The sequence below is a fragment of the Corallococcus sp. CA053C genome, assembly GCF_003611675.1.
GTDB lineage: Bacteria > Myxococcota > Myxococcia > Myxococcales > Myxococcaceae > Corallococcus.
In genome coordinates, this window is the sequence record NZ_RAWA01000262.1 from 1 (window position 1) to 13709 (window position 13709).

Below are 13709 nucleotides of genomic sequence, written 5' to 3' on the forward strand. Positions count from 1 at the left end.
CCCCCGTGCGTGCCCTGCCCGCCAGGGCACCGGACCTCCCACCTTCAGGGGCTATTCTCAAATTCCAGGAATGTCTTGAGTCGGCCTCGCCCCAGCGGCTACAGCCCCGGTTCCCCTGGCCACGGGGCGGGGCCGGCCCCCGTCGGCGCCTGACTCCCGCGGCCCTTTCCCGAGGTGTGAGAGATGAAGCTCCGAGTGTGCGTGCTGTTGGTGCCCGCGCTGCTGGCGGTCGGCTGTGGTCCCCTGGATGACGAGGCGCCGGCCCCCGTCGTGGACGAGCTGACGGGGCAGGTGCTGCAGGAGGCGACGACGAAGTACGACATGCACCGCCTGCTGGAGGACTCGGACGTCACGGGTGGCGCGGCCATCACCCCGGCGCAGGTGCAGCAGTTCCTCCAGCAGCAGGGCTCGTACCTGGCGGGCTACACCGACCCCGCCTACGGCAAGACGGCGGCGACGCTCATCGTGGAGCGCTCGCGCGCGTCCAACATCAGCCCGCTGTACATGCTGGCGCGCATCCAGGGCGAGTCCAGCCTCATCCAGAGCGGCACCTCCACCAACCTGAGCAAGGCGACGGGCTGTGGCTGTCCGGACTCCAGCGGCTGTGACGCGCAATACGTGGGCTTCGGCAAGCAGGTGGAGTGCGCCGCGAAGAAGATGCGCGGCTACCTCACGGACCTGGAGACGAGCGGCACCACCGTCTCCGGCTGGAAGGTGGGGGTGACGAAGGCCACGTTGGATCCGTGCTCGGTGAAGCCCGCGAACAAGGTCACCGCGGCGCTCTACACGTACACGCCCTGGGTGGGCGCGTATGCCATCCAGTGCGGCCGCACCACCGTGGGCGGCTCGTCGCTGATGGCCTCCATCTACAACCGCTACGCCACGGCCTACCCGTGGCCGACGAGCACCGTGGAAGGCTGCTACTCGGGCACGGTGGACGCCACGGTGCCGGAGGCGTCGTGCGTGCAGAGCTCGTCGGACGCGCTGTGGCGTCAGTGCCTGTCGGGCACCTTCACCGCGGGCAGCACGGTGAAGCCGTCCAACTGCAACGTGTCCTTCCCCTACTGCCAGTCCACGCGCCTGGGCCGGGGCGTGCCCACGCGCACCTGCGTGCAGGCCTCCAGCACCCTCTGGCAGCAGTGCGGTGCGGAAGGCGTGTGGCGGGATGCGCCCGGCGCGGGCACCACGGGCGTGGGTCCGATGGGCGCGTGCTACCAGGTGTACGCGCTGTAGCAGCGGGGCCGGAAGCCGCCCGGGCGGAAGTCCTCGCCCGGGCGCGCGGTCAGTATTCCTTCGTCCAGATGAGGTCCAGGCCGCCGGAGCGCGCGTCGCCGTACTGGCCTTCCAGGCTCCAGCGCGGGCTGAAGAGGTACTGGAAGCGCACGGCGTTGGCGTTCTCCCCCTTCTGGAGGTTCGCGCCCACGCGGCCGGTGTAGCCCACGTAGATTTTATCCGTCACGTAGGTGCCTACCTCCAGCTTGGTGCCGGCGATGCCGCTGTCGCCCGCTTCGATGGAGAGCACGTCCAGCGGCAGCTTCGCGGCGATGGCCTTGCGCGCCTCGTTGGCGACGAACGAGCCCACCACCGACGCCGCCTGCGCGCCCGCGTTCATGGACGCGCCGGAGCCGCGCTCCAGTGTGCGCCGGCCGGTGGCGAGCAGCGTGTAGATCTCCGACTCCGGCAGGGCCGGCTCGCTGCTCGTCTTGAGGGTGATCTCCTTGCCCTGGCCGCGCACGGTGACGAAGACGGTGACGGCCGCGTTGTCGTTGCGGTGCTCGGCGGTGACGTTGATGTACGGGGTGAGGACCGGGCCGGTGAAGCGCACCTGGCTGTCGCGCTGCACGTCGAAGCGGCGGCCCAGCACGTCCACGCGGCCCAGCAGCACCATCACCTCGCCGAACATGCGCGCCTCGTTGGCGTACTCGACGCGGAAGCCCTCGGACAGGCCCAGCTGCATGTTGAGGTCGGAGCCGCGCACCCACAGGTTGCGGGGCGCGTTGATGTTCACCCAGAACTGACGCTGCGGCGGGCCCTCGTCCTCGCCGTCCTCCTCCTGCGCCTCCGCCTCGGCCTGGGACGTGGGGCTGCCCGCGCCGCCCACGGCGGTGCCCGGCTCCGGGGGCGGACTGCCGCGCGTGCCCGGGGCCGCGTCCGGCTCCTTGCGCGGATCGCCGCCGGTGGCCACCTGCGTGGGTGCCTGCTGTTTGGGCTTCTTGCGCTTGTCCACCGGCACGCCGTTGCGCACCATCACCACGTCCACGGGGCGCTCCAGCGGCTGGAGGTCCTTGCGCTTGGCCTCCGGCAGCTCGATGTGGGCCTCCGGGATGTTCAGGTCGTTGATGTTGACGAGCCGCTCCGTGAGGCTGCCCTTCATGGACAGGTTCATCGTCAGGAGGGCCATGAGCTGGTCCTCCACCACGATGGGCAGGTTCTTCGTGCGGCCCTTGCCCTCCAGGATGAACTCGCCGCTCTTGCCCTGGCGGTTCGCGGTGGCCGTCAACTCCAGCGACCCGCCGCCCGACTTCGCGGTGAGCTGCTTGAGGTCGATGCGCTCCTGCGACGCGTTCAGCGCGAGCTGGATGTCGTGGTACTCGCCGTAGCCCATCAGGCCCAGCTTGCCGTCCTTCCACGCGAGGTCGCCCTTGAAGGTGGGCGCGCCCACGGTGCCGCCCAGGCTCGCGTCCGCCTGGATGATGCCGCCCAGCGTGCGCAGGTACGGTGAGATGCCGGAGAGGAACGACGGGTCGAAGGCGCGCGCTCGCAGCGTCAGCTCCACCGGCGCCCGGTCCACCTTCTTCGCCGGCCCCTGCGCGGCCTGGAACGCGGGCAGCGACAGGTCCAGCGCCATCGTGCCGCCCAGCACCAGCGAGCCGCCCCCGGGCGCGGTGAGCATCGCGTCGAAGAGGGACTTCGCGCCGGAGTAGGCATAGTCCAGGCGCGCCTGGCCCAGCGCCGTCTGCGCCACGCCCAGGCCCTGCATGCCCGCGCTCATTTCAATCTCCGGCGCCTCCGGCGTCCCGCGCGCGGCCAGCTCCATGGACAGCACGCCCTGCGGCCCGCGGTTGCCCTGGCCCGGCTGCACCATGCCGGGGATTTCACCCAGGGGCACCGGTCCCACGCGGCCCTTCATGCGGAAGGGCACCCGGCTCACCACCTCGCGGTCCTGGAGCGCGGCCAGCGGCGCCAGGATGCGCGCCTCCAGCGTCGCCAGCGGCCCGTTCGGACGCTGTACGTCCAGCGTCACCTTCACGTCCTTGTCCCCCGCGAGCGCCAGCGCGGAGCCGTTGAGCGGGGGCACGCCGTTGACGGTGACCGCGCGCGCCAGCAGCTCCACCCGGCCCAGCGGCGCCAGCGCGGTGCCCGTCACGTCCGCCTTCAGCGTCACCGTGCCGTTCGGCTTGTCCACGCCCTCCATGCCCTGCAGCAGCGTCAGCGGCAGCTCCGCCACCAGCGCCTCCAGGTGCAGTGGCGCCTCCAGCGCCTGCGCGGGCGTGGGCGGCTTCGCGATGACGCCGGCCAGCGTGAAGGGCGTCTTCAGCGCGACGTACGCCTGCGGGCCCAGCCCCGTCACGTCCACCCGGGCGGCCAGCGTGGCGTCCTCCGGCTGCGAGTTCGCGTGGAGATCCACGCCGAACGCCTGCGCGAAGAGGGCCTCCGGGCGGCCCGGGTAGCGCAGGTCGCGGCCGTTCAACTTCAGGTCCAGGCGCGGGTCCTTCGCGGAGCCGTTCACCACCAGCGTGCCCGTCATCTGGCCGGTGGGACCGGGCGCCTGCCCGGCGAGCTTCAGCACCTCCGCGACGTCGAACTTCTCCAGGTTCACCGTGAGGGACAAGGGCTCGTTGCGGCGGCGCAGCACGCCCTGCACCGGCACGTCGAACGCGGAGTTCAGGCGGGCAGCGCTCAGGCCCGCGGTCAGCGTGCCGCTGACGCGGTCCTTCACGTACCCGGCCTTCAGGGAGAGCCCCAGGCCCTCGTAACCGCGAGCACGGCCATCCGCCCAGGTGAGGTCCACGTCCGCGTCCGGCCGGGCCATGCGCCCCTTCGCCGCGACGTGGCCGGACAGCGTGCCGCCCAGCCCCAGCGACTCCGGCACCGCGATGCGCGGCAGCTTCGACAGGTCGAACGCGCCCAGGTCGATGCGCGCGTCCACGCGCTCGCCGTCCTTCACCGCCGCCACCTTCAGCGTCTGCGGCCCCGACGCCAACTGGAGCGGCGGCGAGAGCGCGATGCGTCCACCGCCGAAGGCCAGGTGCGTGGGCTCCTGGAGCGTCCAGGTGGCCTCCGGCCACGACAGCGTGAAGACGCGCATGGCGAGCCCCTCGTTGTCCGCGTCCACCGTGCCCTGCACACCCAGCGCGAGCTGCGCGTCGCCCTCCACGCGCACGCTCGCCGTCAGCTCCCGGTTCGCGGCGGTGGTGAGCGCGACGGACAGGTCGCGGAAGGTGCGGCCCCCCGTCTTCAACTCGCTCACGAGCACCGTGGCGTCGGTGGTGAGCGGGCGGGTGACGTCCGGGACGCTGGCCTTGAGGGACAGGTCCTTGATGGCGAGGTCGCCGTAGCCCAGCGTGACGAAGTTGCCGTCCACCTTCACGCCCGGCGTGCTCGGCGGACCCGCGACTTGAAGCTCCAGCGAACCGCTGCCGGACAAGGGCGGCACCGTGCCTCCGGGCAGCAGCTTGTCCAGCGCCTGCGACAGGAGCTTGAGGTCGCCCGCGGACAGGCTGCCGCGCGCCTCCAGCTTCTTCGAGGTGCCCTCGCCGGACGCGATGAACGCGGCGCCCGGCATCATCACCCGCAGGTTGCCCACCTGGTAGCGGCCGTCCCTGGCGCTGGCCTTCAGCTCGATGGGGCCCACCGACTGGCCCCGGTACTCGGACGGGGACACCGTGAGGAACACGTCGCCGTCCAGCGTGTCCACGCTGTCGCCACCGCCATGCGCGATGAGGTCCGCGGCGATGTTCGTGGGGATGCCGTCCTCCATCAGCTCCGCCAGGTTCACCCCGCGCGCCTTCACGGTGGTCTCCTGCGTGCGGAACGTCTTGAGGTTCGCGTCGCCCGCCACGTCCAGCGTCGCCTTGCCCGCGGACGCGCCCAGCTTCGCCCGCGCCAGGTCGCCGTCCAGGGACGCGGTGCCCTTCGCTTCGATGGGCACCACCAGCGGGTACGCGGGCACGAACGCCTTCACGGGTTCAGGCGGCACGAACAGCCGCCGCAGCTCCACCGTCGCCGCGGTCTCGCCCGTCTGCTTCGCGCCCAGGTCCGCCTCCACGCCCGCGAGCCCCAGCTGCACCTCCACCGTGCGCGCCAGCTCCTGCCCGGAGCCCTTGAGCGAAAGCCGCACCGGGCCCGTGAGCGGACGCGTGAGGCCGCCCGTGGCCTCGATGACGCCCGCGAAGTCCTGCGTCGCCAGCGCGTAGTGACCCTCGCCCTTCGCGCCGAACTCCTCCAGGCGCACCTGGCGCTCGCCGCCGTCGGGCAGCTCCTGCTGGAAGTCCACGTAGCCGTGGCTCAGCACGAAGTCCTTCAGGTTGAAGCGCAGCTTGCTCTGGCTCTCGGTGGCCGGCTCCTCCGGCTTGGGCTCCCGGGGCGCCAGGGCGCGCATCAGGTTGAGGCCGCGCTCGTCCTGCACGAGGTACAGGCGGGGCGTCTCGATGCGCACCTTCGTCAGGTCCACCTCCTGGCCCAGCAGCGGGGACAGGTGCAGCCGCGCCTCCACGCGGGCGATCTCCGCCGCGAGCTCGCCTTCGGGCGTGTAGATCTTGATGCCGGTGAGGACCGCGCCGTCGCGGTCCAGGTCGAACCCGCCCAGCTCCAGCCGGCCGGCCAGCTGCTTGTTCGCCAGGTCGACGCCGAAGCGCGCGATGCGGGCCGAACCGGCGGCGCTGGTGGCGTAGACGAGCGCGCCCACCACGAGCAGGACGACGAGGCCGACGAGGCCCAGCAGGCCCCACAGCACCCTCCGACCCCAACGCGCGCGCCTGGTCAAAACGCCTCTCCAATGGAGATATGGACCGCGCACAGCCCTTCAGGGGCACCCGCGAACGCGGCTTCCGGGGAGGTCGAGGACTTGTCGAACTTGCGTCCGAAGCCCAGACATCCACCGGAGGACGGATAGATGTATCCGGGATCGCTGACGGGCAATCCCTGCCCGATGTTCAACCGTCGGGCGATGTCCAGTCGGATGGGTCCCACCACCGTGAGGTAGCGCAGGCCGGCGCCCAGGGCGTGGTAGTGCTCGGGACCGAACAGCCTGGGCGCGTTCTTGCCCAGGAAGTTCTGCACGCCCACGAGGCCGGAGTCGTAGAAGACGGCGAGCATCAGGCTCTTCGTCAGCAGGTAGCGCACCTCCACGGTGCTCTCGAACAGGCTGTTGCCGCCCACGGGCACGGTGTCCCAATCGTCCAGGATGGGGTTGCCGTTCGCGTCCAGCAGCCGGTTGCCGTCGTCGTCCTCTTTGTAGGTGGGCGTCAGGGGCGTCATGGGTGACAGGCGCTGGCCGTTGAAGCCGCGCATGGCGGTGGCGCCGCCGGAGAAGAAGCGGGTGACGATGGAGCTCTGGCCGCCGCCCGCCGGATCCAGCGTGCCCATGCGCAGCTTCACCGCCAGCGTCAGGTCCTTGTTCTCCCCGATGGAGTGGTAGTAGCGCAGGTCCGGCAGCAGCCGGACGTAGTCGTAGTTGCCGAAGAACGGCCCGCCGCCCTTCTGCACGGACAGCGCCAGGTAGTAGCCGTCGCGCGGCTCGGTGCGGTCATCGCGCCGGTCCCAGGCGAACGCCACCTCCAGGAAGCTCAACGCGACGTCGCACTTTCCCTCCGGGTTGTTGCAGCCCAGGATGATGGGCGGGACGCTCTCGTCCGCCGACACCTGTCCCTTCAGCCGGTAGAGCTGGAGGTTGTACGAGGGGAAGACGGAGAAGGATTCGTGCGGCTGCCAGATGACGCCCGTCTTGAGGTAGCCGCCATAGAACGAATACGCCTGTTCGAGGCCCTTCTCCGCGGTGACGGAGGCCTGCAGGCGCACGTCGCGGAAGAGGAAGCGCGGCTGTTCGAACTCGGTGGTGAACTCGAACACCGGGCCGTCCTGCGAGCCCTCGTCGTTGCGCAGGCTGGACAGCACGTTGGGGATGAACGCGTAGCCCAGGCGCCCGCGCAGCGTGAGGCGCCGGAGGCCTCCGCGGAAGTTGCGGTTGCTCCACTCGCCCAGGATGCGGCCTTCCTGGCGCGCGGCGTCCACGCCGATACCGCCGCCCAGCCGGATGGAGTGGAAGGGTGACTCGCGCACGTCCACCACCACCGGCACCGTGGCGTTCTGCCGGTCCGGCGCGCCCCGGTTCACCTTCACCGCGCCGAAGACGCCCATGCGGAACACGCGCGCCTGCGCCTCCGCCAGCGCCGTCTCGCTGAAGTAGTCGCCCTTGTGCACGGCGCCCTGCGTCTGTTCGATGATGCGGCGGGGCGGCACCTGCGGGTTGGCGTCCGTGGCGATGAAGATGTTGCCGAAGCGGTAGCGCAGGCCCGGCGTCACTTGCAGGTCCACGACGGCCTTCTGCGTGGCCACGTCCACCCGCACCTCGCCGCCGACCTCTGCTTCCGCGTACCCCAGGTCCTTGAGCCGCTGCTGCACCAGGTCCTTGGTGACGAGCCACGTGTCCTCGCGGAACACGTCGCCCGCGTGCATGGGCAGGTCCTCCAGGATGCGCTCGCGCTGCCTTTGCGACGGTGCGTCCGGCCCCTCGCCCAGCGGCTCCAGGCCGTGGGGCTCGATGCGTTCGATGACGGTGGGGGCGCCCTCGTTGACGACGACCTTCAGCCGCACGGCCTTGTCGCCGTCGGGCACCACCTCGTTGGACTCCACCTGCGCCTGGTAGAAGCCCTGCGCCTGGTAGAACCGCTCGATGCGGCGCAGGTCCGCCTGCCACGCGTTGGTGTCGAAGTAGTGCGCCTTGCCGAACGGCCAGAACGCGTACCAGGGCGTGGCGGACGTGAGGATGCGGTCCTTGATGTCCCCGTCGTCCACCTGCTTCGTCCCCTCGATGTCCAGGGACTTCACCTTCGGCCCTGAAGGCGGGGCGGAAGACGTGGTGGCACAGGCCGTCAGCAGGACGACCAGCGCGAGGGGCACGGCGGAGCGGAAGCGGAGGAGTCGGACGTCGGCCACGCCATGTTTCTTAGCGGAACACCAGCGCCGGACGCGTTTCCCAATGTTTCTTTGTGGCAGGAGTGTCGCATTCCGCGACCTCCAGTCCGGGGGCAATGTCCTTTAGGCCCCGGCCGTGGTCGCGGCGCGTGCAACCGGGCCCGGGGTGCGCCAGATTCGGGGGTCTATGGTCCGGCGAATCGCGATGCTGTTGTCGGCCACGCTGGTGCTCGTCACCGGCTGCGGCGTGGACGAGGACGAGGTGGTGAAGCTCAAGGAGGGGGAGAACCTCTCCGACACGCCCTACTGCGGCTCGCTCGGGTGCGCGGATCCCTTCCGCTTCTGCGCGGAGCTGTTCCTGGACTTCGGACGCTCGCCCCCGCTGTGCGTCGTGGAGAACATCTGCGACCGGCTGGAGTGCGCGAAGGCCGGCCGCAAGTGCGCCGTCTTCGACGGCTTCCCCGGCCAGGTGAAGTGCATCGATTGAAGTGCATCGCCTGAAGTGCATCGCCCGGGGGCCGCGACACCCGGAGCGGCTGGACCTCCAGCGGCTCCGGGCAGCGGGCGTCATCCCAGCGCGGTCAGCGGCGTGACGAGGCGGTGAGCCACGCCAGGCGCTCCGCGGCGTCCTTCGTCTGCGGCTCCTGGAGGAGCGCGTCCGTGTTCTGGGCGATGCGGTAGGCCCAGTTGGCGTCGCCCATGGTGCCCGGCAGGTTGATGCGGTCGCGGGTGCCCAGCACGTCCTGCCACGGCAGCACGCACAGGTCCGAGCCCGCGTTGAGCGTGGCGGCCAGCGTGGCGCGGTGGATGTCCGGGGTGAACTCGCGCGTCACCGCCACGCCCTGGAACTCCGGCCACACGCGGGCGGCGTTCTGGCGCTCGTCCTCGCGCGCCTGCTCCCACCACTCCGCCTGGGGCTCCGTGTCGTGGGTGCCCGTGGTGACCAGCGACACGGCGGGGAAGCCGTGCGGGTCGCGGTAGGTGTTGTCGTCGCGCTCCCAGCGCAGCACGCGGTAGCCGGGCAGCTTCAGCTCCGCGAGGATCTGCCGCACGAAGGGCGGGATGACGCCCAGGTCCTCGGCGACGATGCCCGCGCCCTCCGACAGCAGGCGGAAGTGCTTCTCCCCCTGGCGGCGCCACGTGGGCTCGTCCGCCGGCACGAAGTAGCCGGTGGGGTTCTTGTCGTCACGGATCCACTGGCGGAAGTAGCCCACCGCGTGGTCCACCCGGCGCAGGTCGTAGTAGCTGGCCGCCTTGGCCGCGCGCTTCTTCAGCCACGCGTAGTCGTCCTTCTCCATCGCCGCGAAGTCGAAGTAGGGCAGGCCCCAGTCCTGGCCCGTGGCGGAGAAGTCGTCCGGCGGCACGCCCAGGCGCGCGTCACGGCGCAGGATGTCCGGGTGGGCCCAGCAGTCGGAGCTGTCCTGCCCGATGATGAAGGGCTCGTCGCCGCACAGCAGCACGTCCTTCGCCTTCGCCTGCTGGCGCACCTGGTTCCACTGCGCCTCGGCCAGCCACTGGAGCCAGGCGTGGTAGCGCACGCGGCGCTCCACGTCCGGCGTCTGCACGGCCCTCAGCGCCTCCGGCTTGCGCGTGCTCAGCCCTTCGGGCCACTGCCACCAGGGGCGGCGGTCCTCCCGCTCGCTCAGGGTGGTGAAGAGGGCGTAGCTCTCCAGCCACTCGCCCTGGGCCTCGCGCCACTGCTGGAACTCCTGGGCGCGCTTCGTGCGGGGCGTCCACTCGTGCTTCTCGAAGTGGTCGAAGGCGCGCGCGAACGCGGCGTCCTTCAGCGGGAACACCAGGTCGTATCGCACGCGCGGCGCGGCGCGGGCCTCGCCCAGCTTCTGGCGCTGGGACGCATCCAGCGCGGCCTCGCCGCCGGTGGCCTGGAACTCCGGCACCTGGTTCAGGTCGATGAAGAGCGGGTTCAGGCCGAACGCGGAGCGCGTGGCGTAGGGGCTGGGGTCGCCCGGCGCGGTGGGCAGCAGGGGCAGTAACATCAGCAGCCGCTGGCGCGCGGCCTTCATCCAGCCGAAGAGGCCTTCCATCGCGCCGAAGTCGCCAATGCCGAAGTCCGTCTTGGAGCGCAGGGAGAAGAGGGGCAGCAGGAGACCGGAGAGCCGGCCAGGAGTGGACATGCGGCGCAATCTGCCCCAGCCACGGGCCGGTGTGAACTGCTGTCGCGGGGACTGTCGCGCGTGCCTGCCTGCAGGGCGCGGAGACCCTCCAGTATTGGACCTGGGGACATGGAAAGCGCTCAGCGGTTGACGAATACCCCCCGGAGGCGGGAAGGACCTCGCTCGTGCAAAGGCTCCCTCTCTCGTTCTACGCCCGCCCCGCGCTGCAGGTGGCGCGCGACCTCCTGGGCACGCTGCTGGTGGTGGACGGTGTGAGCGGTCGGCGTGTGGGCCGCATCGTGGAGGTGGAGGCCTACCTGGGGGAGCAGGACCTGGCGAGTCACTCGTCCAAGGGGCTCACGCCGCGCACGGAGGTGATGTTCGGACCGGCCGGGCGCGCGTACGTCTACCTCATCTACGGCATGCACCATTGCTTCAACGTGGTGACGGACGCCGAAGGGGTGGGGGCCGCGGTGCTGGTGCGCGCGGTGGAGCCGGTGGAGGGGCTGTCGCCGGGCGAGCGCACGGACGGGCCGGGCCGGCTGTGCCGGGTGCTGGGGCTGAACCTGAATCACAACCGGCAGCGGCTGGACTCGGATGGGTTGCACCTGTTGTCCGGGGCGCCGGTGCCGGAGGCGCTTGTGGAGCGGGGGCCACGAATTGGCGTGGAGTACGCGGGGGCGTGGGCCGCTGAACCCTTCAGGTTGTGGGTCCGGGACAGTGGACACGTCAGTCGCTTCGTCTCCCGGCGGCCTCGCCGTCGGCCTTGACGCGGAACGTTCCGGCTGGTTGGGTGGAAGGCGTCATGTCCCAAGAGGCTTCCCAGGAAGAAGACCGGCAGGAAGAAGACCGGCTCCTGTTGGGGCGGGCCCAGGAAGGGGACGTGTCCGCGTTCGAGGCCCTGGTGGGGTTGCACCAGGACCGGGTGTACGGCCTGGCGCTGCGGATGACGCGCTCGGAAGCGGACGCGGCGGAAATCACCCAGGACACCTTCCTGTCCGCCTACCAGCACCTCAAGGACTTCCGGGGCGAGGCGGCCTTCGGCTCCTGGGTGCACCGCATCGCGGCGAACCACGCCCTCATGCGTCTGAGGCACCGGCGGGTGGCCCAGGCGGCGGAGGCGGAGCTCCAGGCGCCGGAGTTCACCGAGCGGGGCACCCTGGCGGACTACCCCGTCACGGACTGGAGCCGGGACGCGGAGGTGAAGGCGCTGGACGCGGAGCTGGGGCAGGCCATCCAGCAGGCGACCGACCGGCTGCCCGAAGGCTATCGGGAGGTCTTCCTCTTGAAAGACGTGGACGGCCTCAGCTACGAACAGATCGCAGAAGTGACGGGGGACTCCATCCCCGCCATCAAGAGCCGCCTGCATCGGGCGCGGCTCGCGCTGCGAGAAGCCATCGACCTGTTCTACAACCGGGACAATCGCGGGGCGTGAAACCCCCAGGGCGCCTCGGCATCTTCGAACAGTAGCGAGGGGAGCCGCAGCCAGCCGAGGTTCGGATGTATACGTGCAAAGATTCCATCAACCTCCTGCTGGAATTCCTCGAGGGTGAGATGCCTGCTGACGAGGCACGTCATCTCCAGGAGCACCTGTCGGGCTGCAAGCCCTGCGAGGAGTTCATGAGCACCTATCGGGCCACTCCCGGGCTGTGCAAGCGCGCCATGGCGCGGCAGATGCCCAAGGAGGTCTCGGCGAAGCTGACCGAGTTCCTCCGCTCGAAGATCAAGTCCTGCTCGTGAACCTGAAATCACTGTCGCTGCCGGAGCTGGAAGCGGCGCTCGCGCCGGCCGAGCCCTCTGCTGTCGCGGTGCGCAAGGTGTTCGCGGGCGTCTTCGCCCACGCCCGGCCCACCGTGGAGGCCGTCGCGCAGGCGCCGCAGGTGCCGCGCCGGGTGGGAGACCTGCTCCGGGCCCAGGCCCAGATGCCGTCCCTGACGGTGGTGGAGCGGCGGCAGGCCGAAGACGGCTTCGTGAAGTACCTCTTCGAGTCCCCGCTGGGCGGCCGCATCGAAGCGGTGCGCATCCCCATCTTCGAGGAGAAGTACGTCGTCTGCGTGTCCAGCCAGGTGGGCTGTGCGCTGGCGTGCGACTTCTGCATGACGGGCAAGCTGGGCTTCCAGCGCAACCTCCAGACCTGGGAGATATTGGACCAGGTGATGCAGGTGCGGGCGGAGGCGGACCGCCGGGTGGGCGGCGTGGTCTTCATGGGGATGGGTGAGCCGCTGCTCAACTACAAGGAGACGCTGCGCGCGGCGCAGATCCTCTCGCACCCGGCGGGCTTCTCCATCTCCGGCACGGCCATCACCTTCTCCACGGCGGGGCACGTGCCGGCCATCCGGCGCTACACGCGCGAGGGGCATCCGTTCCGGCTGGCGTTCTCCGTGACGAGCGCCATCCCGGAGAAGCGCGCGAAGGTGCTCCCCATCGAAAAGACGCACCCGTTGCCGGAGCTCATCGAGGCCATCCGCGAGTACAGCGAGACGCGTCGGGAGCGGGCGATGATCGCCTACGTGGCCATCCAGGGCTTCAACCTGGGGCGCGAGGACGCGGAGGCGCTGAAGGTCGCGTTCGAGGGCATCCCCATCAAGGTGGACCTCATCGACGTGACGGACCCGACGGGCAAGTACCTGCCGCCCACGGCGGAGGAGCTCAGCGCGTTCCGCGACCACCTCCAGATTCTGAAGGCGCCCATCGCGCGGCGCTATTCGGGCGGCAAGGAGATTGGCGCCGCGTGCGGCACGCTGGCGGCCAGCCAGTACGGCGGCACGGTGCTGCCGTCGCCCGGGCCAGCGCCCCGCTAGTTCCAGCTTTCGGGGCCGGCGTGTTCACCGCCGCGTGTGGGGTGGGGCCTCCAGGGTTTCCCCGGGCGCGGATGCGACTTAAGTCTCGCGCGGAGTCCTCCAGGCAAGGGTGTCCCGCGGATGTGGATCGAGCACGTCGACAAGCTGATTGGGTCGCTGGGGCCGTTCGGGTTCCTCGTGCTCGGCGTGGCGGCGCTGCTGGAGTACGTCGTGCCGCCATTTCCCGGGGACACCATCGTGCTGCTGGGCGGCGTCTACGCCGTGCGGGGTGAGAAGCCCTGGTGGTTGGTGCTGGCGGTGGTGACGGTGGGCAGCGTGCTGGGCGCGGCCATCAACTACGCGGTGGGCCAGTGGTTGGCGAAGCGCTTCGAGGCGAACCCGGGGCGCTCGTTCTTCGGGCTCACGCACGCGAAGCTGGAGTCGGTGCAGGCGCGGATGCGGCGCGCGGGGCCGTGGCTGCTGCTGGTGAACCGGTTCCTGCCCGGCATCCGGGGCGTCATCTTCATCGCGGCGGGGGCGGCGCGCGTGCCCCGCGTCAACGCGCTGGCGCTGGGGGCGGTGTCCGCGCTGGCGCACAGCGGGCTGGTGCTGGCGCTGGGCATGGCGGTGGGCGGCAACCTGGAGCGGCTGACGCTGCTCGTGTCGCGCTACCAGTACG

The 13709-nt window shown here is 70.6% G+C and carries 10 protein-coding genes; 7 read left to right on the forward strand and 3 right to left on the reverse strand.

What is annotated here, in order from left to right:
• Positions 1-183 precede the first annotated feature (183 nt).
• A complete protein-coding gene (locus D7V97_RS28405; protein WP_120613775.1) occupies positions 184-1233 on the forward strand; it encodes a hypothetical protein in 1050 nt (349 codons plus the stop codon).
• A gap of 49 nt (positions 1234-1282) precedes the next feature.
• On the opposite strand, the gene D7V97_RS28410 is transcribed toward D7V97_RS28405, so the two are convergent.
• Together D7V97_RS28410 and D7V97_RS28415 are read right to left on the reverse strand one after the other, a co-directional pair.
• Entirely contained in the window at positions 1283-5956 is a 4674-nt protein-coding gene (locus D7V97_RS28410; protein WP_199728972.1) for a translocation/assembly module TamB, read from the reverse strand.
• Between the two features lie 26 nt (positions 5957-5982).
• A complete protein-coding gene (locus D7V97_RS28415; RefSeq protein WP_233583277.1) occupies positions 5983-8157 on the reverse strand; it encodes an outer membrane protein assembly factor in 2175 nt (724 codons plus the stop codon).
• A gap of 166 nt (positions 8158-8323) precedes the next feature.
• On the opposite strand from D7V97_RS28415, the gene D7V97_RS28420 reads away from it, so the two are divergent.
• A complete protein-coding gene (locus D7V97_RS28420; protein ID WP_120613777.1) occupies positions 8324-8623 on the forward strand; it encodes a hypothetical protein in 300 nt (99 codons plus the stop codon).
• A 94-nt stretch (positions 8624-8717) separates the two neighbouring features.
• On the opposite strand, the gene D7V97_RS28425 is transcribed toward D7V97_RS28420, so the two are convergent.
• Positions 8718-10271: a 4-alpha-glucanotransferase gene (locus tag D7V97_RS28425; RefSeq protein ID WP_120613778.1), complete on the reverse strand. Its 1554-nt coding sequence runs from the start codon at positions 10269-10271 to the stop codon at positions 8718-8720.
• Positions 10272-10435: 164 nt separating this feature from the next.
• Between D7V97_RS28425 and D7V97_RS28430 the strand changes: the two genes are divergently transcribed.
• The 5 genes from D7V97_RS28430 to D7V97_RS28450 all read left to right on the forward strand — a co-directional run.
• Complete coding sequence (locus D7V97_RS28430) at positions 10436-11020, forward strand: DNA-3-methyladenine glycosylase (protein WP_120613779.1); 585 nt, start codon at positions 10436-10438, stop codon at positions 11018-11020.
• Between the two features lie 35 nt (positions 11021-11055).
• Entirely contained in the window at positions 11056-11685 is a 630-nt protein-coding gene (locus tag D7V97_RS28435; protein WP_120613780.1) for an RNA polymerase sigma factor, read from the forward strand.
• Positions 11686-11750: 65 nt separating this feature from the next.
• Positions 11751-11990, forward strand: a complete 240-nt coding sequence (locus D7V97_RS28440; RefSeq protein WP_120613781.1) for an anti-sigma factor — start codon at positions 11751-11753, stop codon at positions 11988-11990.
• A complete protein-coding gene (locus D7V97_RS28445; RefSeq protein ID WP_120613782.1) occupies positions 11987-13051 on the forward strand; it encodes a radical SAM protein in 1065 nt (354 codons plus the stop codon). Before D7V97_RS28440 ends, D7V97_RS28445 begins: the two co-directional genes overlap by 4 nt.
• Positions 13052-13171: 120 nt before the next feature.
• On the forward strand, positions 13172-13709 hold a 538-nt coding region (locus D7V97_RS28450), incomplete at its 3' end, for a DedA family protein (protein ID WP_147445008.1).